The organism is Haloplanus sp. (assembly GCF_028275055.1).
In the GTDB taxonomy this organism is placed as follows: Archaea; Halobacteriota; Halobacteria; order Halobacteriales; family Haloferacaceae; genus Haloplanus.
The window spans coordinates 1-22,496 of the sequence record NZ_JAQCNJ010000015.1 but is presented as its reverse complement, the minus strand read 5'-3'; the positions used below and the strand labels follow the sequence as shown (position 1 = coordinate 22,496).

Below are 22,496 nucleotides of genomic sequence, written 5' to 3'. Positions count from 1 at the left end.
CTCGACGCCACGGACGCGCCGCTGGTCGTGAACCTCACCAGCCACGGGGCCCACGCCGACGTGACCGAGCAGGCGCTCCGTGCGGGCCGACACGTCTGGTCGGAGAAACCGCTCGCGCTCGACGCCGACCGGGCGGCTGCCCTCGTTGCCTTGGCCGAACGGCGGGGGCTGGGACTGGCCTGTGCGCCGATCAACAACCGTTGTGAGGCCCAACGCCTCGCCCGGCGGGCGGTCGACGACGGCCGTCTCGGCCGGGTCGGGCTGGCGTACGCCCACGCCCACGTCGGTCGGGTGACGGCGTGGCACGACGACCCCGGATCGTTTCTCCGGGTCGGCCCGTTGTACGACGGTGCGGTCTACCCGCTGAACCTGCTGGTCGCGTGGTTCGGTCCCGTCGACCGGGTGCGGAGCGCCGACGCCGCCGACCCGTGGCCCAACCGCGAGTCACGGTCGCCCGACCGGCCGAGCCACGTCGAAGCGACGCTCGGGATGGCAAACGGCCCGCTCGTCCGGCTGACGGCGAGTTTCTACGCCCCACACCGGAGCCGCGAGTTCACCAGCCTCGAACTCCACGGCGACGACGGCTCCTGTTACCTCGACGACGCCGGCGACGTGGGGGGCGAGCGCGACGGGCACGCCGTTTCCGTCGGCCGCGAGGGGCGATCGTACACCCCGAACCCACTCGACCACCCGCCGGAGCGGACGCCGTACCTCGCGGGACCGGAGCGTCTGGCCGCGAGCGTCCGACGGGGGGCGATCGACCACGAGTCGGCCCGGCGGGGAGCCCACCTCGTCGCCGTCTGCAACGCCGTCGAACGGGCCGCCGAAACGGGCGGGAGCGTCGGTGTCGACGCCCATGGCGTGCCGACACCGGGCGGGACGCGCTTGGCGTGGGGGCGCACCGAGGGAGACGGCGGCGACAACGACAATGAGGTCGCCGGCCCGCCCGATGCCGCCGTCCGACTCCCGCCGGTCGGGTTCGGCTGTTCGCGTTACCGCGACGGGACGTACGTCGACCGCCGGGAGTCGGTCGCGATGGCGCTCGATGCCGGCTACCGCTTTCTCGACTCGGCTGAACTCTACGGCAACGAGGCGCGGATCGGCGAGGTACTCGACGACCCCGGAAGTCCCGAGCGGGACGCCCTCTTTCTCGCGAGCAAGGTGTGGAACACCAACCACGGCCACGTCGTCGAAGCCTGTGAGACGACGCTTGCTGACCTCGGGGTCGACGCGTTGGACTGTTATCTGGTCCACTGGCCGGAGTCGTGGGCGTACACCGGACCTTTGCGCCGGCTCGCAGCGTTGCCCGTTGAAAAACAGGAGGCGCTCACCTTTCCCGAAACCGACGACGGCGACCGGGCGACAGCGGAGGTGAGCCTCGAATCGACGTGGCGGGGCATGGAGGCCGTCTACGACCGGGGGCTGGCCGCGTCGCTCGGGCTTTGTAACGTCGATCTGGAGACGCTCGCTCGTGTCGTCGCGTTCGCGCGTGTCCCCCCAGCAGTGGTGCAGGTGGAGTGTCACCCGTACCGCCCCCGAACCGGGTTGATCGACTGGTGTCACGAGCGCGGGATTCGGGTCGTCGCTCACTCGCCGTTGTCTGCTCCGGGCCTTCTCGACGACCCTGTCGTCCGCGAGGTGGCCGCCGAGGCGGGCGTCTCGCCGTCGACGGCCGTTCTCGCGTGGAACATCGGCCGCGGCGTCGTCCCCATCCCGTCGAGCACCGATCCCGACCACGCTGTCGAGAACCTCGCCGCCGCGGGCTGTCGCCTCGACGACACGGCACAGGAGCGGTTGACGGCGCTCGAGGACCCCGAATTCGAGCGATGAGCCGGGAACAGGTCCGCCGGCAGCGACGGATTGCGGCGGTGACGATCCTCGCCGCGATCGGTCTGTGTGCGGCCGTCGGCGGACGGGCGCTCGTGGCGGAGGCGGCGGGACACGCCGCGGCGGACTGGTGGCTCCTCGTCGCCGGCGCGGTGTTTGCGGCAGAGGTCGGCTTCGTGGCCTACCACCTTACCCCTGGGCGGGCGGCGGCGGCGTTCGCGCCCCCGAACCTCGTTACGCTGACCCGCGGCGGTCTGTACGCCGCGACGGCGGGCTTTCTGGTTGTGGCGCCGACGACCCCGGTGGTGCGGTGGGCACCCGCGGCGTGTTACGGAACGGGGGTTGTTCTCGACTATCTCGACGGCCGTCTCGCCCAGCGGCTCGGCCGAACGACCGACCTCGGGGCGCGACTCGATCTGGCCTTCGACACGCTGGGATTTCTGGTCGCGCCGCTTGTCGGTGTCGTCTGGGGACGGCTTCCGGCCGTCTACCTCTCGTTGTCGGCCGCGCGGTACGTCTATCGTGCGGGACTCGCGTGGCGGGAGCGGTGTGGACGTCCCGTCGGTGACCTGCCGGAGAGCCGGATTCGACGCCCCCTGGCGGCGCTCCAGATGGGGTTTATTACCGTCGCGCTCGCGCCGGCGCTTCCCACGGCGGTGGTTCATCCGGCGAGTGTCGTCGTCGCCGTCCCATCGCTCGCGACGTTCGTCCGTGACTATCTGTCGGTGACGGGGCGACTCGGACGGATGGGCGGCGAGACGGGGCAGCCGGACGGCGGCAGTATGAAGTGAGGGGCGACGCTACGGAAACCGTGACAGGGAGCGTCGAGGACGCCGGGGCCGACCGGCGGTCACTCCACTTTGTCGGCCCCCGAACAGTCAGCGTCGAACGCGAGCGCCGCCCGGATCCCGGTCCCGAGGAGGTGCTCGTCGAATCGAGCGTCTCGGCGGTGAGTTCGGGCACCGAACTGCTGATTTATCGGGGTGAGATGCCCCGAAACCTCGCCGCCGACGAGACCATCGACGCCCTCGACGGCGACCTCACGTATCCGTTGAAGTACGGTTACGCGACGGTCGGGGAGGTGGTCGCGATCGGAGCGGGCGTCGACGACCGGTGGCGCGGCCGCCGGGTGTTCGCCTTTACGCCCCACGAGAGCCACTTTACCGCGACGCCCGACGAACTGATTCCGGTTCCCGAGGGGATGGGGGCGGAGACGGCGGCGCTTCTCCCGACCGCCGAGACGGCGGCAACCCTCGTTATGGACGGGCGACCGCGGATCGGCGAGCGGGTCGTCGTTCTGGGGGCGGGGACGGTCGGCCTCCTCACCACGAGCGCCCTCGCGTCGTTTCCGCTGGAACGGCTCACGGTCGTGGAACCCGTCGCGTGCCGGCGACGGATCGCCGACCGCCTCGGTGCCGACGAGACGGTCCACCCCGACCGTGCGGCGGGTATCGGCGACCAGGGTGACCCGCCCGGGGCGGATCTGGCGTACGAACTGTCGGGGGTGCCGGAAACCCTCGACGACGCGATCGATGTCGTGGGGTACGACGGCCGCATCGTCGTCGGGTCGTGGTACGGCCGCAAGCGGGCCGAAACCGACCTCGGCGGCTTCTTTCACCGGAACCGGATCGACGTGTCGTCGAGTCAGGTGAGCACGCTCGCGCCGGACCTCCGAGGGCGGTGGACGAAAGACCGCCGCCTCGGCGTGGCGTGGAGGCGCCTCCGCGATGTCGACGCCGACGAGGTCATCACCCACCGCGTGGCGTTCGAGAACGCCCCGGAGGCCTACCGACTTCTCGACGACGGCCCGGAGAACGCGGTGCAGGTGTTGCTCACATACGAGTAGCATCGGCCGTGAATATAAGACGGTTCGTTGCAAATGGGGGGGCATGTACCGGCTCTCGGTCTCTCGGGATTTTATTGCCCAGCACTTTCTCACCGTCCCCAACCCCGGCCCGGAGGGTGAGGTCCACAGCCACCGATTCGGTGTCGACGTCCGACTCACCGCCCCTGAGTTGAACGAGTACGGCTACGTGGCCGATATCGACGCCGTCAACGCGGCGCTCGACGACCTCGAGGCGCGGTACCGCGACGCGTTGTTGAACGATCTGCCGGAGTTCGAGGGGTTGAACCCCAGCGTCGAACATTTCGCTCGGCTGTTCGGCGACCGGTTCGTCGAGGCGGTGCCCACAGCGGGGGCGACGGCGTTGACGGTCCGGATCCACGAGGACGACGACGCCTGGGCCAGCCACGAGCGGTCGCTCCGATGAACCACGCCGACGGGCGGTACCTGGAGTCGAAACGCACCGTCGACGACCGAGCGCTGAACCGCCGGGTCCGGGACCGTCTTCGCGACGAACTCCCCGCTTCCCCACGGGTGCTGGAGGCCGGTGCCGGCACCGGCGTCACCGTCCCCCGTCTGCTCGACTGGGGTGTGACCGCCGGCGAGTACCACGGTGTCGACCGTGATGCCGGTATTATCGAGGTCGCGCGCGAGCGCCGGTGCGCCGAACTCGACGGGACACCGACCGAGAACGGGTTCCGTGTCGGCGACCTGACCGTCCGCTTCGACCAGGGGGACGCCCTCGAGGCGTTCGGGACCGACAGGGCCGATCTGGTCGTCGCACAGTCGGTTCTCGACCTCGTTCCGATCGACGACGCACTCGACGCGTTCGAAACGGCGCTCGACCCCGGCGGACTGGTGTACGCACCGATCACCTTCGACGGCGAGACCATCTTCCAACCCGACCACCCGGCCGACGACCGCGTCGTCGCGGCGTACCACGACGACATCGACAACCGGCCGGGGCGGGACACCCGTGCCGGCCGCCACCTGCTCGACCGGTGTTGTGAGCGTGACGGCGACCTGCTTGCGGTCGGGGCGTCGGACTGGGTGGTCCGCCCTCGTGGTGGGGACTACCCCAACGACGAACGGTACTTTCTCGCGACGATTCTGGAGTTCATCGAGTCGGCCGTCGACGGTCCGGGCGTCGACGAGTGGCTCGAAACGCGCCGGCAGCAACTGGCCGAGGGGACCCTGAGCTACGTCGCCCACGGGTACGACGTCTGCTACCGGGTGCCGTGAGCGATGGGGTGGCCGGACGGCGCGGGCGGACGGCGCTGTGGGCGTTCGTGGCCGTCGGTGGCCTCCTGCTCTATCTCCGGGCGGTCGGCGTCGACGCGGTCGGGACCGTTCTCGGTCGGGTCGGACCGGGCGAGGCCGTCGCGCTTGCCGTTCTCGGCGCGGTACCGATCGTGTTGTGGGGCGTAGCCCTTTATCTGGTTCTCCACCGGTTGGATGTGGCGGCGACCCTCCCGACCGCTGTGGCGTTGTTCGCGGCGTCGGGATTTCTCAACAACGTCACGCCGTTCGGACAGGCGGGCGGCGACCCCGTGAGCGGCGCGCTGGTGGCACGGGTCGGGCAGACGGCGTTCGAGCGAGGGTTCGCCGCGGTCGTGAGCGTGAGCGCGGCCAACACCGTTGCAGTCGTCGGTCTCGGTGTCGTCGGGTCCGGGGCGCTTTTCGGCACCGCCGCGGGGGTGAGAACGCCCGTCGTCGTCGGGGTAACAGTCGTGTCGACGGCCGCCGTTGGCGTCGTGGCGGGGCTCGCGTGGCGGCGACGGGAGCGTCTCGTCGTCCGTGTCGGGAGGGGACTCGGCGACCGACTCGCTCGGATCGGCGGGGCGATCCCACGGGTCGATCCCCCCGATCCCGACGCCGTTGTTGAGCGGGGTCGGGGGTTCGTGGCGGCGCTCGAACGCGTCACGGGAAGCCGGCGGCTGCTCGCCGCGGTGTTTCTTCTCGGCGGCGGCGGCCATCTCGCGGTGGCGGCGACGCTCTGGCTCGCGCTCGCGGCGTTCGACGCTACCCTCCCACCGGCGGCGGTGGTGGTGGTGGTTCCGGCGGCGAGGGTAGCCGGGCTCTCCCCGACTCCGGGGGGGACCGCGAGCGCGGAGGCGTTGTTGACCGGCCTCATCGTCGCCGTTGGCGGTGTGGACGTCCCGGTCGCCGCGGCCGCGGCCCTGTTGTACCGTGCCGCGGCGTTCTGGCTCCCGACGCTCGGGGGTGGCGCCGCCGCCGTGGCGCTCGTCGTGGCGAGCGACGGTCAGGACTCCCGACGATAAAGAACAACGAGAATGGCGATCAGTCCGGTTTGGACCACCTTATCGCCGATACCGAGCGGGCTGATCACGTTCGGCCAGTTCAGGTAGAAGTAGAGAACGATCTGGACGGCGGTGAACGGAATACCGACGAGATAGATGAGCCGACGCCGGTAGTCAACCACGACGAGGCCGGCGGCCACGAAGAAGGCGATCCCCGCGAGAACGAAGCTAATACCCTGTGCGGTGTCGATGGCGAGAGCGCCGAAGGCGAGGTGGATCACCCCTGTGATGGCGGCGAGGGCGATGCCGACCCGGTGGAGGGTCGTGAGCGACGCCGTCTCCGACGTGGAGGTGAACGACATCGTAGTACATATTAGCGGACGGACATGGTAAAATCACCGGGCGGGGACTTATCCATCACCCGGGTGTCGAAATACCATGGGCATCGAGTACGTACGGCGGGCGGCGGACCCCGCGATATCCGTCGTCGTGCCGTCGGTGCCGGCGTACGATCACGAACCGACGATGGCGTGTCTGGCGGCGCAGTCGTTCGACGCTCCATACGAGGTCATCCTCGTCGACGACGGCTCGATCGACCGGTCGGCCGCGCGCAACCGGGGACTCGACGCGGCGGACGCCGAGGTGGTCGCGCTGACCGACGACGACACCAGACCGCCAGCCGACTGGCTGGCGACGGCACACGAGGCGTTCGGTGCCGACACCGATCTGGTCTGTCTCGAAGGGCCGGTGTACGGCGGCTGTCGGAGCTTCGGCCCGCGACAGTACGTCGGCTGTAACCTGGCCGTCCGACGGACGGCCGCACTCGACGTGGGTGGGTTTCGGTCGGCGTTCGCCGAGTGGGGCGAGGACGTGGAGTTCGGCTGGCGGCTGGAACGCGACGCCGAGGGTCACTGCCGGTTCGAGGAGTCGTTCCGGATGTGTCATCCGTCGGTGCCCCGAACGGCCATCGACCCGGCGTTGGAGCGGCGGTTACGGGAGGAGTACCCACAACGGTACGACGCGGTTATGAACAGGACGGTGGCGCGGCGGCTCTACCGGGCGGCGCGGGCGGCGGGACTCACCCAACCGGTCCAACGACTCCGGCACGCGCTCGTGCGACGGCTACGCGGGGAGTGTCGGGGGGCGTTAAAAGAGGACTGACGCGGCTGTTATCGACGCCGACCCACGGACTCGAACACCGTGTACGGCGTGATGGACGTTCGGAGGGCGGCGAACAACAACAACGGGATCATCGCCGTCAGGAGTTTGCCCGCGAGTTCCGGCGTGAGATACTGTACTGCGACGATCGGGATGAGCGCCGTGACGAACATCACGACGCCGAGAGTCACCCGTGGTTCCGGAGGCGTACCGTCCGATATCGAGTCGCTTGGGGCGTCGCTGGGGTCGTAAGAGGTAACCATTGGAGTCATCATATCTATGGGCTGGGTGGGGTTATGCTTGTCGCAATATTTTCCGCATTCTAAATCATAAATCCGGACAGAACGACATTGTGACTCCGTCGACATGCGCCCCGAGGAGTGACGTGTCGGTCAGCCGAAATCGGCCATATACGACTTGTGGAGGCGGTAGAACAACAGCATACCCACGAGCCAACTGAGAACGCCATAGCCGGCGTACGCGACGGTCGGGAGATCCATATAAAAGTACATGTACGATCCAATGACGAGATAGACGAGGACGAACAACCCCAAGACACGGATGCCGCGCCCGGAGACCTGTTGTTTCGGATTGACCATGGGTGGGGGACGGCGGACGACGCCGACGCTGACACCGGCCCTCGGTTGGGGTGGAACTTAAAAACGAAAGATCATGCAAAACCTGTGGATATCCGCCGGCATTATATATAGTAACGGTCAAGTTGCCATATGATACGCGTAGGCGTCAACGGCTACGGCACCATCGGTAAGCGAGTTGCTGACGCGGTAGACTCGATGCCCGACATGGAGTTGGTGGGCATCGGAAAGGCGAGTCCGAACCACACGGCCGACGCGGCGGCCGAACGGGGCTTCAACATCTACGTTCCAGAGGGACGCCACGACCGTTTCGACGGCGTGGGGATGGCGGTCGCGGGCGATATTCACGACCTGATCGACGACGGAGACATCATCGTCGACGCGACCCCTGCGGGGATGGGCGCGGAGTATCGACCCGTCTACGAGGAACACGACACACCCGCCATTTTCCAAGGTGGCGAGAGCGCGGACATCGTCGAGGAGAGTTTCACCGCACGCGCCAACTACTCCGACACGTTGGGCAAAGATTACGTCCGGGTCGTCTCCTGTAACACGACCGGACTGAACCGGATGTTCGCGCCGCTCGTCGAGGAGTACGGCGTCGAGCGGTCGAGCATCACGCTGGTCCGGTGTCGCGGCGAACACGCCGTCATCTCGGCCGACCCCGTCACGATGCCCTCCCATCACGGTCCGGACGCACTCGAGGTGATCCCCGAAATCGGGCAGATCACGACGATGGGGATGAAAGCGCCGACGGTCCGGCACCACTTCCACGGCATCAACGTGGAACTCGACGCCGAGCCAAACGCCGAGGAGGTCGCGGAGCTGTTCGCCTCACAGTCGCGCATCCACGTCATCGACGGCGACCTCGACATCTCCTCGGGGTGGGATCTTCAGGAGTTCGCGCTCGACCGTGGGCGCGACCGGATGAATCTCTACGAGAACCAACTCTTCGAGGACTCGATCACCATCGAGAACGACCAACTCCACCTGTTCCAAGCGATCCACCGCGAGAGCGACGTGGTTCCCGAAAGCATCGACGCCATCCGCGCGATGACCGAGACGGCGGACGCGACGGAAAGCATCGAGAAGACAAACGAGGTCATGGGCATCGGTGACGTTTAGATGACCACCGCAGGCGACATGACGAGCGAGGCGGCCGACGACGAGACGTCCGATGCGGGCGCGGAACTGGTCGACGGCTACGGGTCGAGTCCCGGGGTGGCAACCGGTCCGGTGAAGATCATCGAGGATATCGACGAGGCCGACCGGATCGACGAGGGCGACGTGATCGTCACGGAGATGACCGCGCCCGATATGGTGCCGGCGATGAAGCGGTCGGCGGGAATCATCACGGACGAGGGGGGAATGACCTCCCACGCGGCCATCGTCTCCCGGGAACTCGGTGTGCCGGCCATCGTCGGCACGGGCGACGCGACGGACGTGCTTCACGATGGCCAGCGGATCACGCTCGACGGCCAGAAGGGGACAGTCGTCGTCGCGGAGGCGGACATCGACGACACCGAGGACGCCGACCCGGACGGTGCCAGAGCGGCTACCACCGGCGGCGCGCCCACGACGGCGACGGAGGTGAAGGTGAACGTCTCGATCCCCGACGCCGCACAGCGTGCCGCAGACACCGGCGCGGACGGGGTTGGCCTGCTCCGCTTGGAGCATATTCTGCTCTCGACGAGCAAGACGCCGGAGAAGTACGTCGCCGACCACGGCGAGGAGGCCTTCGTCGAGGAAATCTCCGAGGAGATCCGGAAGGTCGCGGAGGCGTTCTACCCGCGGCCGGTCCGTGCCCGAACCCTCGACGCGCCGACGGACGAACTCGCGGAACTGGAAGGCGGGGAGAACGAACCCCACGAGCACAACCCGATGCTCGGCTACCGCGGCATCCGCCGCAGTCTCAAGGAACCGGAGATGGTCAAACTCGAACTCCGCGCGTTCAAGCGCCTCCACGACATGGGCTATGACAACGTCGAGGTCATGTTCCCGCTCCCCAACGACGCGGAGGACGTACGCCGGGCACGGGAGTTGATGGACGAGGTCGGTATCGACCGGACGAAACACGACTGGGGTGCGATGATCGAGACGCCGGCCAGCATCCGGAGCATCGACGAGATCATCGACGAGGGAATCGACTTCGTCGCGCTGGGAACGAACGACATCGTCCAGTTTTTCCTCGCGGTCGACCGCAACAACGCGATGGTTGCCGACCGCTTCGACGACTTCCACCCCACCATCCTTGAGGCGATGGCGGAGGTTATCGAGGCGTGCAACGAGAACGACGTCGACACCACCATCACGGGCCAGTCCGGGTCCCACCCCGACATGGCGAAGTTCCTCGTCGAGAAGGGCATCTCGTCGCTGTCGTCGAACATCGACGCCGTGCCCGAGGTGCGCCGGGTCGTTGCCCGCGCCGAGCGAAAACTCCTGCTCGACTCCGCGCGGGAGACCCTCGACGACGCCGACCCACAGATCTAGTCGGTCGGTTCTTTTTTTCCGCGGACGGTCACGTCGTTGCCTCCGGTGAGCGGTGACAGCGCCACGCCACGATAGCGGGCGGGCCGACAGCACACGTCTTAGGAGTGTGTGACAACGGCCGTACGGAAAAGAGCGCGGCGCGTGGCCGTCACGTCGGTTGAGCGTGACTACCGAGCGGTCGGAAAACGAGAAAAAACGGATCGAGCGTGACGGTCGACGACGGTCGGGTCGAGCCTACCCGATGAGGTCCAGGATCGTCGGGTAGATTTGGTATGCCGCGGTGCCGATGAGCGCGGCGGCGGCGAACAACGCGAGCGCGACCGCCCACGGCCGCAACGGTGCCAAGCCGGGCTGGTCGATGTCGGTGTAGGACATGTACAGCGCGGCGAGGTACATCAGGCCAACCGCGGGGGCGAAGATGATGCCCGAGAGGGCAAAGAGGAAGAGCGGCGCCTCGATAACGAGGTTCAGCGCGAGCGGAATGATAGCGAACAGAACGACGGTGGAACGGAACACCGTGTCACGCGTGATGTCGTACTTGTCGAAGAAGCCGTGGACGGCGAAGGCGTCCTCCCAGAGCCGGGACATGCCGTACAGCGGGCCGATCAGCGTCGAGAACAGCGCGGCCATCACCGACAACAGGAAGATGCCGGCCGACCACTCGCCGTAGACGCTGGTGAAGATGGTCGCCATCTGCGGGATGACCTCGAAGCCACCGAGGTCACCCGATTCGACGATTTCGGTGCCGTGCAGAGTCGCGGCTGCGGCCGTCCACATGAAAAAGGAGAAGACGGCCAGAATGACCGACGAGACGATGTTCTGCCAGAGAACGATGTCGCCCCAGCCTTTGAGGCGTTTGATCTCCTCGTCGGTGAGATCCTCCTTCGAGATTTCGACGCCGTTGGCCTTGGGTTCGAACATGCCCATGACCTTGTCCTTCGCGAACCAGACGTAGGAGACGGTCGGGCCGAACCCGGCGCCGATCCAACCGAACATCGTCGCGACAAAGGCGAGGCCGCCGACCCCGAGCCCGTCGACGTAGCCGGGGACGGTCGGGATCAGGCCGCTCGCGAGGCCACCGGCCCACTGGTCTGCGGTGAGAAGGGAAACGGAGGCGATCATAATGAGGAACACCCACAGCAGCACCGTCGATATCTTCTCGATGAGACCGTACGAGCGCAGAAGAACGACGCCGAGGCCGAGAAGCACCGTGGCGATCATCCAGAACCCGGTGCCGTTGAGTGCGCCGACGGAGCCGACGGGAACGAGTGTCTGTGCGGCGCCGGCGGTCTCTCCGAGGTGGCCGGAGAGTCCGATGGCGTACACCAGTCCGCCGAGGAACACGTAGTAGAAGATCCATTTCAGCCACTTTGGCTGTCTGTACAACGCATCAAGGAACGTCTCGCCGCTCATCACCCCGTAGCGGACGAGGTAGTACTGACCGAAGATCTTCGTGAAGGTGATCAACGGGATGAGCCAGATGGCGTTCATCCCGAGGTACGCCCCGCCGACGGGGACACTGAGCGCCTCCCCGCCACCGATCTGTGAGGCGGTGAACACCCACGCCGGTCCCATGTAACTGAAAAACTCCTTCAACGTCGACGGTGGTTCGGAGATCCGGGCATCGGTGGCCGTCTCTCCACCCATGGCAGTCGCCTCGGCTGTCCCCGTCGCTGAATCGACCGGTTCCGTGCTCATCTTCGATCACCCTGCGCGGAGGTGGTTTCACACGACCGATGGTTGTCGGTGCATCCCGTCGCGTCGAGGAACCCCGACGCGAAAGCAAGTCGACATGATTGCTGCCCCATGTTCGATACGGTGAAAGATAGTGATGAATGTATAAACCGGGGAAAGGAGCACTTTTTGCATGGTTTATCATGTGTGGAATGTTCCTTATACACACTTAGGACGGTAATACACGTGGCGGATCGGGAGACGGAGTCGAGGCGGCCTAAGAGGGAGTAACGAATGACGCGGTCGGTACTGTTTTAATTATTGTGAGGAACTACTGATAGTATGGTGATACTGACAGCCATTGACAGAGACCCCGGGTGTAAGCGCGTTGTTGAGACGGCGCACGACCTCGCGACGAACATGGACATGGAGTTGGTTATTCTACATGTCGTGCCAGAGGACAGCGACGAGGACGCAGCACGGGAGGAGATCACCGACATCGTCACGTCGGTCACCGGGAGTCTAGAGGGCATCGACCTGCGGATCATGCCCGAACAGACCCGCCGAGACCTGCCGACCGGACGGACGGCGAACCACATCCTGCAGGTGGCCGAGGAGATCGACCCCGATTACATCACCATCGGATCGCGCAAGAAGACGAAACTGGGGAAGATCCTGCTTGGGAGCGTCTCAAAGCTGATTCTGGCAAACGCCGAGGTGCCCGTGGTGACGGTCGAGCAGAAACGCGAGGAAAACTAGCGCCACAGGGAGAGAAGGAGGTAACAGCCGACGCCGCCAAGAGTCGCCGCGACGCCGGTGACAACGAGCAGAACGCGGTAGCCGACGACGGTCGTCGAGAAGACGAGGTCGGCGGTAACGGTGAAGCCGACGGGACCGAGTGTCTGGCCGAGGCGGAGCATGCTGGTCCGCAACCCCATCACGCCGGCACGGAGGTCGTCGTCGACGAGGGTAACGACGGCGGTGTCGATAGAGGGCATCACGATCCCGAAGCCGACGCCAAACACCAGCAACGCCGCGGCGACGGCGGCCGGCGACGGAGCGATGCGGGCCGCGAGAAGGCCAGCGCCGTAGGCGACAAAGCCGAGGGCGACGAGTTCCGACGGCGTCTGCCACTCGGAGATGCGGCCGTACTGTGAGGAGACGGCCGCGCTCGCGACGGCGACGGTCGACAGCGTCGCGCCGATCCGACCCGATCCGAGACCGAACGCGTCGCTTAGAAGGAGGGGCATCGCCGTGAGGACGGCCCCGTAGAACACGAAGAAGGCGGCAAACAACGCGACGAATATCGCAACCGCCTCGGGCAACACGGCGACGGCCCGGAGTCGACCAAGATACGTCCGGATGTCGGTCGAGGGGTCGGCGTCGGTGTCCCCCAGTGCCACGAGTGCGAAGACACCGACAACGGCACCCAGCCCGAAAAAAGGAAGGGGGCGCTCCACCGGATGCCGGCGAGCGCACCGCCGAGAAGCGGGTAGAACGCCGCGCCGGTGCCGATGGTGCTGCCGTTCAGTCCCATCACGGCGTCGCGGCGGGATCCCTCGTAGATGTCGCCGATCAGCGTCACGGCGAGGGTGATGAGCGCGCTCGCACCGACACCCTGCAGAAAACGAAGCGCGATGACCTCGGTGAACGTCCGTGCGACGGCGACGCCGGCCCCGGCGGCCGCAAACAAAAAGAGCAGGGGGACGATCACCCGCCGTCGGCCGACCCGGTCGGCAACGAGGCCGACGAAGGGGGTGACGAACACCCCTGGGAGGGTGTACGCCGTGATCACCAGCCCGACCTGTGCGTCGCTCACACCGAAAACGGGGCGTAGATCGGGGAGAACAGGACTGACAAGCGAAACGCCCATCACACCCATGAGCGAACACGCGAGAACGACATAGAGGGTGGTCGAACGCCACGGGACGAGCGAGAGCCCGCGGTCGCTAACCTCGTTGGAGGCGTCGTAGTCGGCCACGGCGATACGTCACCCGTCGGGCTTGTTACGGTTTGCCTCGCGGAAATCGAGGGTGGCGGACGGCCGTCACCGCTTGGCTGCGTCGCCGACGATACCGCCGGTCTCCGGCGCCGTGTCCGGAGTCGCCGGCGGTGTGTCCGTTTGTCGCTTCGGTTTGCCGGGGGCGAACGTTGATGCGGGGTGGGGTGTTAGGACCGATACGGATACGTCCGGAGATGCCACCATGACGAAACTTCGCGCAGACGAGTTGGAGTTCGAACGCGACGGCAAGCGGATCGTCGACGAGGCGTCGCTCGCCGTCGAGACCGGAGAAACCGTCGCCATCGTCGGTCCCTCGGGAGCGGGCAAGTCGTCGTTTCTCCGGTTGCTCAACCGACTCGACGAGCCGACCGGCGGCACGGTGTTTCTCGACGGCACCGACTACCGGACGATGCCGCCGGAACGGCTCCGCAAACGGGTTGGGATGGTGCCACAGAACCCGGCGCTGCGGGACGGGACCGTCCGCGAGAACGTTACCGTTGGCCCACGGCTTCGGGGCGAAGCGGTCGACGAGGGCCGCGTCGAACGGCTCCTCGACGACATGGGGTTGTCGGGGTACGCCGACCGGCCGGCGAGCGATCTGTCCGGCGGCGAGGCACAACGCGTCGCCATCGCACGGACGGTGACCAACGATCCGGAGGTGCTTCTCCTCGACGAACCGACCGCGAGTCTTGACGAGGCGTCCGAGACGGCGATCGAACGCCTGCTGACCGACCTGCTTGCAACCGGTCGACGGACGGTCATTCTCGTCACACACGATGAGCGACAGGCCGAGCGACTGGCCGACCGCGTGGCCCGCTTCGCCGACGGCCGGATCGTCAAGGTCGGGTCGCCACGGGAGGTGATGACGTGAGCGCGCTCCCCGATCGGCTCACCGACCCCGTCGTCGTCAGGGGACTGTTGCAGGTGGCGGCCGCGTCGGCGCTCGCGGCGGTCGTGATCGGGCTTTCCTCGCTTCGCGACCTGGATCTGGAACGTGAACTCGGCGGCTCGTTCGTCCGTGGGTTCGTACAGGTGGTGGCGATGGGGGCGCTGATCGGCGCCCTTTTTACCATCCCGCTGTCGTACTCCGGACTCCTGCTCGCGGCGATGGTCGGCTATGCGGCCTGGGAGTCGCGCAAGCGAGGTGATCGTGTCCCGAACGCCTTTCGAATCTCGGTCGTCTCGCTCGGCGTTGGCTCCGCCGTCGTTATCGTGACGATGGTCGCGGCCGGGGCCATCGAACGGACCGTCCGCAACCTCGTCCCGGTCGGGGGAATGATCATCGCAAACGCCATGAAGACCAACTCGCTGGTGTTGGACCGGTTTCAGGGAGAGATCGAGGCGAACAGGGCGGAGATCGAGGCGGTACTCGCACTCGGCATCCCACCGGAACGTGCCGTCTCCGAGTTCGTCACCGAGTCCGTCCGAGCGTCGCTCATCCCCGTCGTCGACGCGATGCGAACGCTCGGCCTCGTGTACATTCCGGGGATGATGGCGGGGATGATCCTCGGCGGGGCCAACCCCATCTACGCCGCCGAGTACCAGTTCGTCATCATGGGCATGATCTTCGCCGCCGGAGGGCTGACAAGCATGACGGCCAGCCATCTCCTCGGCCGGGCGGCGTTCACCGACGCCGCCCAGCTCCGACGGTTCGACGCCACGGACGCGACGCTGGTGGCGGCGCTTCGGTCGGTGATAAATCGGTAGCCGGAGCGGGGTGGGACCGACGGACTCAGGCCGCCTCGACCGCGTCGAGGATCTCGTCGTAGTCGGGTTCGTTTGTCGGGTCGTCGGCCACCCAACTGTACGTAACGACGCCGTCGTCGTCGACGACAAAGACGGCGCGGTTGGCGATGCCGTGGAGACCGAAGTCGGGAATGTCGATTTCCACGTCGTAGGCCCCGATGGCCTCACCACCCATATCGCTCACGAGGTCGAACTCGATGCCGTTCTCCTCGCGGAACGCCCCCTGCGAGAACGGCGAGTCGGCGCTCACGCCGAGAACGGTCGCGCCGGCGGCCTCGAACTCGTCAAGTCGGTCTTGGAACGTGATCAACTCGCTGCGACAGGGCGGTGTGAAGGAACCGGGGAAAAAGGCGAGAACGAGTGGCCCATCGCCGATGTGCGCCGCGAGGTCGAATGATTCGTGATCGGCCGTGCCACGCGTCGCGGTGAATGTGGGTGCGGAGTCTCCGGTGGATACCATACCCGAAAAAAGGTGAGCTGAGGATATAAAGGCATCCACCGGTCTCGGGTCGGATCGGGTCGGGACAAGAACGGGGCACCAGTGATAATGGAACGGGTCGATGCGTCGGAGAGCCGTCCGCCGTCGCTCGTCTTTCCCGCGACCGTTATCAGGGTGGCTCCCGCGAGGCGGGCAAAAAAATACTCGGGATGGGTTCAGTTCACCTGATCGAAGAGGTCAACGATGTCATCGAAGTCGAGTTTGCCGTTCTCGTTGAAGTCGTAGGCGGACTTGTTCAGCGTCACGCTGTCGGCGTCGAACTTGTTGAACAGAATCTGGATATCCTCGTAGTCGAGGCGGCCGTTCCCATTGATGTCCTCGTACAGGCCGTCGTTGTCGAGGTCGGTGGGGGCATCGGCGCCGGTAAGCGACGGCGGGCCGACGATCAGGACACCTTTGTCCGTGTCGGTCTTGGGGGTGGCTCCCGTGTCGTCGTCCAAGCGCTCAACCGTCACCGTCACGTCGGTCGTCCCGGTGGCGTCGCCGCGGACGGACAGCGTAGCGAGGGGAACGTCCGTTCCGCCGAGAACAGACTGAACGGTTGTATCGAGGTCGGCAAAGCGGACGGTGACGGCGGAGCCGTCGGACGCGACGCTCGTCTCACTGATGCCGAATGCGTCGCCAACCGTCGCACGGGTGAACTCGGCAACCGCCGGGTCGGAAAACGAGAGGGTGACCGTTCCACCCGAAAGCCCCTCCGATAGCCACCGCGCCGAGAGACCGAGTTCGGCGGTCGCGCCGTTACCGACCGCGACCGATTCGGCGGCGACGGTCGGAGGCTGAGGCTGGAGTCCTGGTTCGCCGTCGAGAACGGTAAACGTCGCGTCGGTGCGGACCGGCGCGTCGGGTTCGGTGACGTACTCAACGACACGGAACTCGGTCTCCCACCTCTCGGGGGTGAGCGTACAACGGGTGTACCCCCGCTTGCCGTTGTAGTACCTGACGTTGTCATTGTCGGCGATGACCTGTCGACCGAAGTCGTCCATATCCGTTCCGTCGCCGAAGGAACTGATCGAGGTGCCGACAAACTCGGTACCGATCACCGAATCGGAGTTTTTCTTCGCGCTGATAAGATCGTTCGCCCAGCTACGGTGGAAGTCACCGGTGACGACGACCGGGTTGCGGACGGACTCCTCGAACGTTTTGAACACCGCTCGCTGGTCGGCGACGTAGCCGTCCCACTGGTCCATACGGAAGCCCTCCTCCTGTTCGCCGGTCATCTTCGGTTTGAAATCCATCCGAGCGATGGGCAACTGGTTTGCGAGAACGTCCCACGTTGCCTCGGAGGATTCGAGATTCTCAAGCAGCCACGCCTTCTGGTTCTCGCCGAGAATGGTTCGGTCCTCGGCGAACCGCTCCTGACAGTCCGAGACCGCAAAGGCGTCGTTACAGGCCTGGTCGGTCCGGTACTGTCGGGTGTCGAGAACGTTGAACTCCGCTATATCGCCGAAGGTGTAGTTGCGATACAGTTTCTGATCCGGGCCGTTTGGCTTCTGCTCTAGCCGGAACGGCATATGCTCGTAGTAGGCTTTAAACGCCGCGGCACGGCGTTTGAGAAGCGCTTCTGTGGTCTGTTTATCTGGATCCTGTGGCACCTCGTCGGCCCAGTTGTTGTCGACCTCGTGGTCATCACGCGTGATCAGCCATGGAGCGCTCGCGTGTGCCTTTTTCAGGCCCGGGGCCGACTTGTACAGCCCGTACTGAATCCGGTACCGGTCGAGGGTCACCGTCTCCTCGCGGAACGGCTGTGGAATCGACTTGCCGCGTTCGCCGCCGTTCGCGCCGACGCCGTACTCATAAATATAGTCACCGAGGTGGACGATCAGGTCGAGTTCGTCCTGTGCCATATACTCGAAGGCGGTGTAAAAGCCTGCGGGCCAGGACTGACACGACGCAAAGCCAAATCGGAACTCGTCGACCGTGCTCCCGGGGTCGGGGGCGGTTTTGGTCCGACCGACTGGACTCGTCGCACCGCCGGCCTCGAACCGGTAATAATACTCCGTGTTGGGGTCGAGATCACCCGCGTTCACGTGGATGGTATGTGCGGTTGCGGTCTCGGCGGTGGCGGTGCCGGAGGTGACGGTGTCGCTCATCGCCTCGTCGGTAGCGACGGTCCAGGCGACCTCGACGGATTGGTCGGGCATGCCGCCGCCGACGGTGAGCGGGTCGGGCGCGAGTCGCGTCCACAGGATAACCGAGTTCGGAAGCGGGTCGCCGGATGCGACGCCGAGGGTGAACGGGTTCGTTTCGAACTGACCATTTTCGCCGATTGCGGCCGTCGACCGGCCGGAGAGACCGAGCGCCGCCGCGGTGGACGCGACGCCGGTTCGTTGCAGGAACTGCCGTCGATTCTGTGCCGTCGGATTCGGATCCGGGGGGGATTCCGGGTTCACAGGTAGCGGTTCAGGTTCGAAATATAGAATTTTTATAATTCTGTTATTTATCATGGCCCACGGTTGCCGCCCGAGGGATACCCGTACCGGGCGTTAAAAAGATAGTACGTAGCAAACAAAACGGTGAGACGATTATAAGATGGTCAGTAACGCTTCGAGCGGGTCACGGAACCGCTGTGCCGGGGGACGCACGGGCCGGTCGTGTCTCACTCGCCGGCGGGTGGACGGATGTGGTCGGCCCGCCGCGACGGGACACGAGACGGAACTGGAAAAACAAAGGAGACGGCCCGAATGGTTCCGAGGGACCGTCCCCCGCGATGTCGGGGGTGTTCCTGACCGCATGGGCAGGACTCGTCGTCGCCCGACACGGCATACGCGGTCATAACGGGCGGCGATGGCGCGTCGGAGCGCCGGCTTCCCCCGTGCCGCGGTGTAGTCCGTGTTGCCCGCCCGCAGCGGCGCCACGGCCGTTTCGACCACCCGGTCCGGGGGCGAGAAGTCGGGTTCGCCGACCTCCAGGTGGATCAGGTCGTCGCGTTCGTTCGCCCGTTCGAGCACGTCCATCGTCATAAACGGGGTCACGTCGGCTGCACGCTGTGAAGCCATTTTGCGGGGCGGTACGGAGGCGTGGCGGGAGTACGCTCCGGTCGGTGTGGTCACTCCGCCTCGTCGTTCTCGGTCGGGACGCCACAAAGGTTGCCCGCGTCGTCGAACCGCTTGGCGCGGAGATATCGCGCACGGTAGCGGTTCGCGCCGTCCGACGTGTCGGCCTCGCGGATTTCGTCGGTCCGACCGTCCGCGACGGCGTCGATAATCGCCTCGATCTGTGCTTTCTCGCTTGGCGTGAGGTCGAACTCGTAGGTCCGGGCTTGCTCGGCCTCCATCCGGGTCCACCGGCGTGCGGTGGCGATCACCAGCGAACACGGCTCGCGACACGGAAAGACGCCGTCGCCGCCGGGGACATTGAGGGGTGTCTCCTCGTCGTACTCCCACTCCCGGCGTTTGAGACACTGGGAGTCGGCACAACAGGCCTCGGCGACCCAGTTCACGTGGTCGTGACCCTCGCCGCGGTCCCACGTCTGGACAACACCGTAGATGCCGGTCTGTCGGGAGATGGTTTCGTGCCAGTGAGCCACGTCGAGATCACCGGCCCGTTCGCGATGCCAGTTTTGGATCGTCGCCGGGTAGAACCCCTCGACCGCCCGGACGAGAGCCGTCGGGTCGAGGTCGTCGAAGATCCAGCCACGCGCCAGTGTGGGAGCCGTCGACAACGGGCGGTACCGGCCGTTTCCGTCGGTCTTGCGGATGCGGCGGGCGTCGGTAGGATCGGTGTGGACCGACAGGGTGGCTACGTCCGCGTCCGCGTCGTCGACGTGCCGGAGGTCGTAACGCCGTTGGCCGCCCTCGTCGGTCCGCGCCTCGACCAGCAGTTGTCCCCACTCGCGTGTGGTCCCGTCGGCGAGTCGCTCGCAACGCTCGGGGACGGGGTCGTCGGGCCGTTCGATCCACCTGAGAAAGGCCCACGAGGCGTCGTCCTGTGGGGCGTGCTGGTGCCAGAAAAACCAGTTCTCGACGTACGCCTCGTGGCCGCGTGTGGCGTCGAGAAAGGCCGACGCCGACAGGTCGTCGTAGCTGGCATCGGGGACGGCGAGGTGGAAGCCGTCGTCGTGGCGGGTCGCCTCAAGCCCGTCGAAGTCGACGCCGTCGGCCGCGGCCGTCCGCAGGGCCTCGGCCGGGTCGGGGTCGGGGTCGGGGTCGGTGGCCGTCGTTCCGGACATCTCAGTCACCGTCGGCCCGGGCGGAGTCGATCGCCCCGTCGCCGGGGGTTTCGGGGGCATCGACGTCGGCCCCCGCGTCGGCCGCGCGTTCGAGTACCACGTCGGCCATCAACGGTTCGGTGCCGATGGCCCCGGCGTACCAGATGTCGTGGCCGTCGATCCGGGTCGGAACCTCGTAGCCACCACGGCCGTCGTCGGTGAGACCCATATCCTCCGGAATGTCCTCTTGGGTGTGGTAGCCGTCGGCGATGAACAGGGGGACGACCACGACGTCGTCGCTCTCGAAGTGGTCGGTGACGTCGTCGACCTCGGGATCCTCGTCCATGAACAACGCTCGGACCTCGTCGAACCGGTCGCGGTCGCGAATCCGGTCGGCGTGGTACTGGATCGCCTTCGCGGAGTTCTCGTTTCGCTTGGTGCCGTGGCCGACCACCGCCAAGCCAACGCCCGCGCCGACATCGTCGTTGCTCGTCACCGTCTCGGCCCGGCGAACGATGACGTCGGTCATCGCATCGTGGGTGCCGACGGGGCCACAGTAGTGGACACGTTTGTCGACGTCCGTCGGTTCGAGCGTCGTGTGGTCGGCGCTCGTCCCGTCGGAGTCCCAGTCCGCCGCCTCGAAGTCGAGACGGAGTTCCCGTGGAATGACCTGTTCGGTGAAGTAGCCCTCGCTAACGAACAACGGAACGACGTACACCTCGTCGGCGGTCACCGTCCGGAGCGCGTTCCGAAAGGACGGTTCCTCCTTCCAGTACGCCTCTCGGATCTCGTCGAAGCGACCAGAGGCGCGGAGCGCGTCGGCGTGGTCCTGTGCGGGCGTGCTCGACTGTGGGTTGAGGTGGGAGCCATGGGCGACGATCAGCAGAGCCTCGCTCATCGGCGGGGCGTAGGCACGACGGGGTTTTAGGCCCTCCGTCCGAGTAGCGGGTAGCTCGTCTGTGCTTGTGTCGTCACGCCCTCGCCGACCTCACCCGTCTGCGGGTCCGATCTTGTACACCCCACCGGTCGGACCGTCCCCACCCGAGAGGTGTGCATCGGACGCCCGGTCGGTGAAATACACTGCGCCGTCGACGACCGCGGGGGCACTCGTCACGTGGCCGACGCCGTCGACAGCCCAGACCGCCTCTCCGCTCCGCGTCTCGACGGCGTAGCAGGACCGGTCGTAGGACCCGACGAGGAGACAGTCCCCGACGACCGTCGGACACCCGGTGATCCGACCGCCCGTGTCGAACGTCCAGCGTTCCGTCCCCGTCTCGGCGTCGAGGGCGTAGAGCCGCGAATCGTGGCTTCCGATGTAGACGGTTTCCGCTTCGGGGCCGACCGCCGGGCCGGACATCACCCGGCCGCTGTGTCGACGGTCCATTCCACGGTCCCATCGGCTACGTCGACCCGATAGATCGACCCGTCCCACGACCCGAAGACGGCGCTCCCGGCGAACGTCGCGACCGGTCCCTTTATGACGCCGCCCGTCGCAACCGACCACGCGACCGTCAGGTCGGGGTACGTCCACGCGTACAGAACGCCGTCGTTCGCACCGACGACGAGGCGGCCGGCGTCGCGGTCGATGGCACACGTCGAGTGTGGGTGATCGGTCGGTCGCCGATCCACCCACACCACGTCGCCGGTGACCGCGTCGACGCCGAACATCGCGCCGCTGGGGTCGTCGTACTCGACGGCGACGTAGACGACCCCGTCGTGGTATCCCGGACTGGACCCGATGGCGTCGCCGAGGCGTCGCCGCCAGACTCGCTCGCCCGTATCGAGGTCAAAGGCATAGAGCGCGCCGTCGTACGCGCCGACGTACACCGTCCCGTTGGCGACAACGGGGGTGCCATGAATTCCCCTCGCCGTCTCCTCGACGGCGGCCGTCCAGACACGGTCGCCTTCCGGGGTCAGCCGACGGACCTCGCCGGTGTCGCCGGGAGCGACGATATCGCCGCCCGGCGTTGGGACGGGACTGGCCTTCGCCGCCGTGTGGTCGCCCGTGTTCAGGTCGCGACGGACCCACTCGACGGTCGGGTCCGTCGGAATCGTCGCGTCGGGGAGGGCACCCAACCGCCGGAGACCGCCACGGAACTGGGTCACCGCGGCCGTCGACGCCGGACGGCCGTCGGTGTCGACGGGGTCGGGACGGGGCGCACCGAGACAGCCAGCGACGCTCGCGGCGAGACCCAGGGTGGCGAGAACACCACGTCGGGAACGAGGTGGCATGGGTACCGTATGTGCGGG

General features: G+C 66.5%; 23 protein-coding genes and 1 pseudogene. 12 read left to right on the top strand and 12 right to left on the bottom strand.

Going from position 1 to position 22,496, the window contains the following annotated elements; all coding sequences use genetic code 11:
• The 6 genes from Q0925_RS01940 to Q0925_RS01915 form a co-directional block, all read left to right on the top strand.
• Window positions 1–1,830, top strand: a 1,830-nt coding sequence (locus Q0925_RS01940; protein ID WP_299331288.1) for an aldo/keto reductase, incomplete at its 5' end; no start/stop codon positions are given.
• Entirely contained in the window at window positions 1,827–2,618 is a 792-nt protein-coding gene (locus Q0925_RS01935; protein ID WP_299331285.1) for a CDP-alcohol phosphatidyltransferase family protein, read from the top strand. The genes Q0925_RS01940 and Q0925_RS01935, both read left to right, overlap by 4 nt.
• A gap of 20 nt (window positions 2,619–2,638) precedes the next feature.
• Window positions 2,639–3,673, top strand: a complete 1,035-nt coding sequence (locus Q0925_RS01930) for a zinc-dependent alcohol dehydrogenase (protein ID WP_299331282.1) — start codon at window positions 2,639–2,641, stop codon at window positions 3,671–3,673.
• A 43-nt stretch (window positions 3,674–3,716) separates the two neighbouring features.
• Window positions 3,717–4,097: a 6-pyruvoyl trahydropterin synthase family protein gene (locus Q0925_RS01925; RefSeq protein ID WP_299331279.1), complete on the top strand. Its 381-nt coding sequence runs from the start codon at window positions 3,717–3,719 to the stop codon at window positions 4,095–4,097.
• Window positions 4,094–4,912 carry a class I SAM-dependent methyltransferase gene (locus Q0925_RS01920; RefSeq protein ID WP_299331276.1) on the top strand — a complete coding sequence of 273 codons (819 nt, stop codon included), beginning with the start codon at window positions 4,094–4,096 and terminating at the stop codon, window positions 4,910–4,912. Before Q0925_RS01925 ends, Q0925_RS01920 begins: the two co-directional genes overlap by 4 nt.
• Window positions 4,909–5,952, top strand: a complete 1,044-nt coding sequence (locus tag Q0925_RS01915) for a lysylphosphatidylglycerol synthase domain-containing protein (RefSeq protein WP_299331272.1) — start codon at window positions 4,909–4,911, stop codon at window positions 5,950–5,952. The genes Q0925_RS01920 and Q0925_RS01915 overlap by 4 nt, the downstream gene beginning before the upstream one ends.
• Here the strand turns inward: Q0925_RS01915 and Q0925_RS01910 are convergent.
• Entirely contained in the window at window positions 5,934–6,293 is a 360-nt protein-coding gene (locus Q0925_RS01910) for a DUF7475 family protein (RefSeq protein ID WP_299331270.1), read from the bottom strand. The genes Q0925_RS01915 and Q0925_RS01910 overlap by 19 nt on opposite strands.
• A gap of 76 nt (window positions 6,294–6,369) precedes the next feature.
• Here Q0925_RS01910 and Q0925_RS01905 point away from each other — a divergent pair, with 76 nt between their 5' ends.
• Window positions 6,370–7,092 (top strand): glycosyltransferase family 2 protein, encoded by a 723-nt coding sequence (locus tag Q0925_RS01905; protein ID WP_299331269.1) that lies wholly within the window; start codon window positions 6,370–6,372, stop codon window positions 7,090–7,092.
• 8 nt (window positions 7,093–7,100) lie between these two features.
• Here the strand turns inward: Q0925_RS01905 and Q0925_RS01900 are convergent, their stop codons facing one another.
• Window positions 7,101–7,364 (bottom strand): hypothetical protein, encoded by a 264-nt coding sequence (locus tag Q0925_RS01900; protein WP_299331267.1) that lies wholly within the window; start codon window positions 7,362–7,364, stop codon window positions 7,101–7,103.
• 117 nt (window positions 7,365–7,481) lie between these two features.
• A complete protein-coding gene (locus Q0925_RS01895; RefSeq protein ID WP_299331265.1) occupies window positions 7,482–7,688 on the bottom strand; it encodes a hypothetical protein in 207 nt (68 codons plus the stop codon).
• 129 nt (window positions 7,689–7,817) lie between these two features.
• Here Q0925_RS01895 and Q0925_RS01890 point away from each other — a divergent pair, with 129 nt between their 5' ends.
• Window positions 7,818–8,810 carry a type II glyceraldehyde-3-phosphate dehydrogenase gene (locus Q0925_RS01890; protein ID WP_299331263.1) on the top strand — a complete coding sequence of 331 codons (993 nt, stop codon included), beginning with the start codon at window positions 7,818–7,820 and terminating at the stop codon, window positions 8,808–8,810.
• Complete coding sequence (locus Q0925_RS01885; RefSeq protein WP_349254379.1) at window positions 8,811–10,175, top strand: putative PEP-binding protein; 1,365 nt, start codon at window positions 8,811–8,813, stop codon at window positions 10,173–10,175.
• A 234-nt stretch (window positions 10,176–10,409) separates the two neighbouring features.
• Here the strand turns inward: Q0925_RS01885 and Q0925_RS01880 are convergent, their stop codons facing one another.
• Entirely contained in the window at window positions 10,410–11,873 is a 1,464-nt protein-coding gene (locus Q0925_RS01880) for an Nramp family divalent metal transporter (RefSeq protein ID WP_299331262.1), read from the bottom strand.
• Window positions 11,874–12,191: 318 nt separating this feature from the next.
• Between Q0925_RS01880 and Q0925_RS01875 the strand changes: the two genes are divergently transcribed.
• Window positions 12,192–12,608, top strand: coding sequence for a universal stress protein (locus Q0925_RS01875; protein ID WP_299331260.1), 417 nt, complete (start codon window positions 12,192–12,194; stop codon window positions 12,606–12,608).
• On the opposite strand, the gene Q0925_RS01870 is transcribed toward Q0925_RS01875, so the two are convergent.
• Entirely contained in the window at window positions 12,605–13,252 is a 648-nt protein-coding gene (locus Q0925_RS01870; RefSeq protein WP_299331258.1) for an MFS transporter, read from the bottom strand. The genes Q0925_RS01875 and Q0925_RS01870 overlap by 4 nt on opposite strands.
• 23 nt (window positions 13,253–13,275) lie before the next feature.
• Window positions 13,276–13,722, bottom strand: a pseudogene (locus Q0925_RS01865) (MFS transporter); the annotation flags it as partial.
• A gap of 331 nt (window positions 13,723–14,053) precedes the next feature.
• On the opposite strand from Q0925_RS01865, the gene Q0925_RS01860 reads away from it, so the two are divergent.
• Both Q0925_RS01860 and Q0925_RS01855 read left to right on the top strand, forming a co-directional pair.
• The gene (locus tag Q0925_RS01860) at window positions 14,054–14,722 is read left to right on the top strand and encodes an ABC transporter ATP-binding protein (protein WP_299331257.1); all 669 of its coding nucleotides are present in this window, start codon (window positions 14,054–14,056) and stop codon (window positions 14,720–14,722) included.
• On the top strand, window positions 14,719–15,558 hold the full coding sequence (locus Q0925_RS01855; protein ID WP_299331256.1) for an ABC transporter permease: 840 nt from the start codon (window positions 14,719–14,721) through the stop codon (window positions 15,556–15,558). Before Q0925_RS01860 ends, Q0925_RS01855 begins: the two co-directional genes overlap by 4 nt.
• Before the next feature lie 25 nt (window positions 15,559–15,583).
• Here the strand turns inward: Q0925_RS01855 and Q0925_RS01850 are convergent, their stop codons facing one another.
• From Q0925_RS01850 to Q0925_RS01825, 6 genes are all read right to left on the bottom strand, one after another.
• Window positions 15,584–16,057, bottom strand: coding sequence for a redoxin domain-containing protein (locus Q0925_RS01850; RefSeq protein WP_299331255.1), 474 nt, complete (start codon window positions 16,055–16,057; stop codon window positions 15,584–15,586).
• Between the two features lie 194 nt (window positions 16,058–16,251).
• Window positions 16,252–18,489 (bottom strand): alkaline phosphatase D family protein, encoded by a 2,238-nt coding sequence (locus Q0925_RS01845; RefSeq protein ID WP_299331254.1) that lies wholly within the window; start codon window positions 18,487–18,489, stop codon window positions 16,252–16,254.
• 656 nt (window positions 18,490–19,145) lie between these two features.
• Window positions 19,146–20,267 carry a DR2241 family protein gene (locus Q0925_RS01840; protein ID WP_299331252.1) on the bottom strand — a complete coding sequence of 374 codons (1,122 nt, stop codon included), beginning with the start codon at window positions 20,265–20,267 and terminating at the stop codon, window positions 19,146–19,148.
• Window position 20,268: 1 nt separating this feature from the next.
• Window positions 20,269–21,144: a CbiX/SirB N-terminal domain-containing protein gene (locus tag Q0925_RS01835; protein ID WP_299331250.1), complete on the bottom strand. Its 876-nt coding sequence runs from the start codon at window positions 21,142–21,144 to the stop codon at window positions 20,269–20,271.
• A gap of 90 nt (window positions 21,145–21,234) precedes the next feature.
• Window positions 21,235–21,630, bottom strand: a complete 396-nt coding sequence (locus Q0925_RS01830) for a PQQ-binding-like beta-propeller repeat protein (RefSeq protein ID WP_299331247.1) — start codon at window positions 21,628–21,630, stop codon at window positions 21,235–21,237.
• Window positions 21,603–22,496 (bottom strand): PQQ-binding-like beta-propeller repeat protein (locus Q0925_RS01825; RefSeq protein WP_299331245.1); only part of this gene is annotated, 894 nt, incomplete at its 5' end. The genes Q0925_RS01825 and Q0925_RS01830, both read right to left, overlap by 28 nt.

Excerpts from the sequence above, each read along its gene's own strand:
- Q0925_RS01875 (WP_299331260.1), top strand. The coding sequence starts at position 12,192 with ATGGTGATACTGACAGCCATTGACAGAGACCCCGGGTGTAAGCGCGTT.
- Q0925_RS01835 (WP_299331250.1), bottom strand. The coding sequence starts at position 21,144 with ATGAGCGAGGCTCTGCTGATCGTCGCCCATGGCTCCCACCTCAACCCA.
- Q0925_RS01890 (WP_299331263.1), top strand. The coding sequence starts at position 7,818 with ATGATACGCGTAGGCGTCAACGGCTACGGCACCATCGGTAAGCGAGTT.
- Q0925_RS01830 (WP_299331247.1), bottom strand. The coding sequence starts at position 21,630 with ATGGACCGTCGACACAGCGGCCGGGTGATGTCCGGCCCGGCGGTCGGC.
- Q0925_RS01905 (WP_299331269.1), top strand. The coding sequence starts at position 6,370 with ATGGGCATCGAGTACGTACGGCGGGCGGCGGACCCCGCGATATCCGTC.
- Q0925_RS01895 (WP_299331265.1), bottom strand. The coding sequence starts at position 7,688 with ATGGTCAATCCGAAACAACAGGTCTCCGGGCGCGGCATCCGTGTCTTG.
- Q0925_RS01900 (WP_299331267.1), bottom strand. The coding sequence starts at position 7,364 with ATGATGACTCCAATGGTTACCTCTTACGACCCCAGCGACGCCCCAAGC.
- Q0925_RS01860 (WP_299331257.1), top strand. The coding sequence starts at position 14,054 with ATGACGAAACTTCGCGCAGACGAGTTGGAGTTCGAACGCGACGGCAAG.
- Q0925_RS01925 (WP_299331279.1), top strand. The coding sequence starts at position 3,717 with ATGTACCGGCTCTCGGTCTCTCGGGATTTTATTGCCCAGCACTTTCTC.
- Q0925_RS01910 (WP_299331270.1), bottom strand. The coding sequence starts at position 6,293 with ATGTCGTTCACCTCCACGTCGGAGACGGCGTCGCTCACGACCCTCCAC.
- Q0925_RS01840 (WP_299331252.1), bottom strand. The coding sequence starts at position 20,267 with ATGTCCGGAACGACGGCCACCGACCCCGACCCCGACCCCGACCCGGCC.
- Q0925_RS01850 (WP_299331255.1), bottom strand. The coding sequence starts at position 16,057 with ATGGTATCCACCGGAGACTCCGCACCCACATTCACCGCGACGCGTGGC.
- Q0925_RS01885 (WP_349254379.1), top strand. The coding sequence starts at position 8,811 with ATGACCACCGCAGGCGACATGACGAGCGAGGCGGCCGACGACGAGACG.
- Q0925_RS01920 (WP_299331276.1), top strand. The coding sequence starts at position 4,094 with ATGAACCACGCCGACGGGCGGTACCTGGAGTCGAAACGCACCGTCGAC.
- Q0925_RS01935 (WP_299331285.1), top strand. The coding sequence starts at position 1,827 with ATGAGCCGGGAACAGGTCCGCCGGCAGCGACGGATTGCGGCGGTGACG.
- Q0925_RS01880 (WP_299331262.1), bottom strand. The coding sequence starts at position 11,873 with ATGAGCACGGAACCGGTCGATTCAGCGACGGGGACAGCCGAGGCGACT.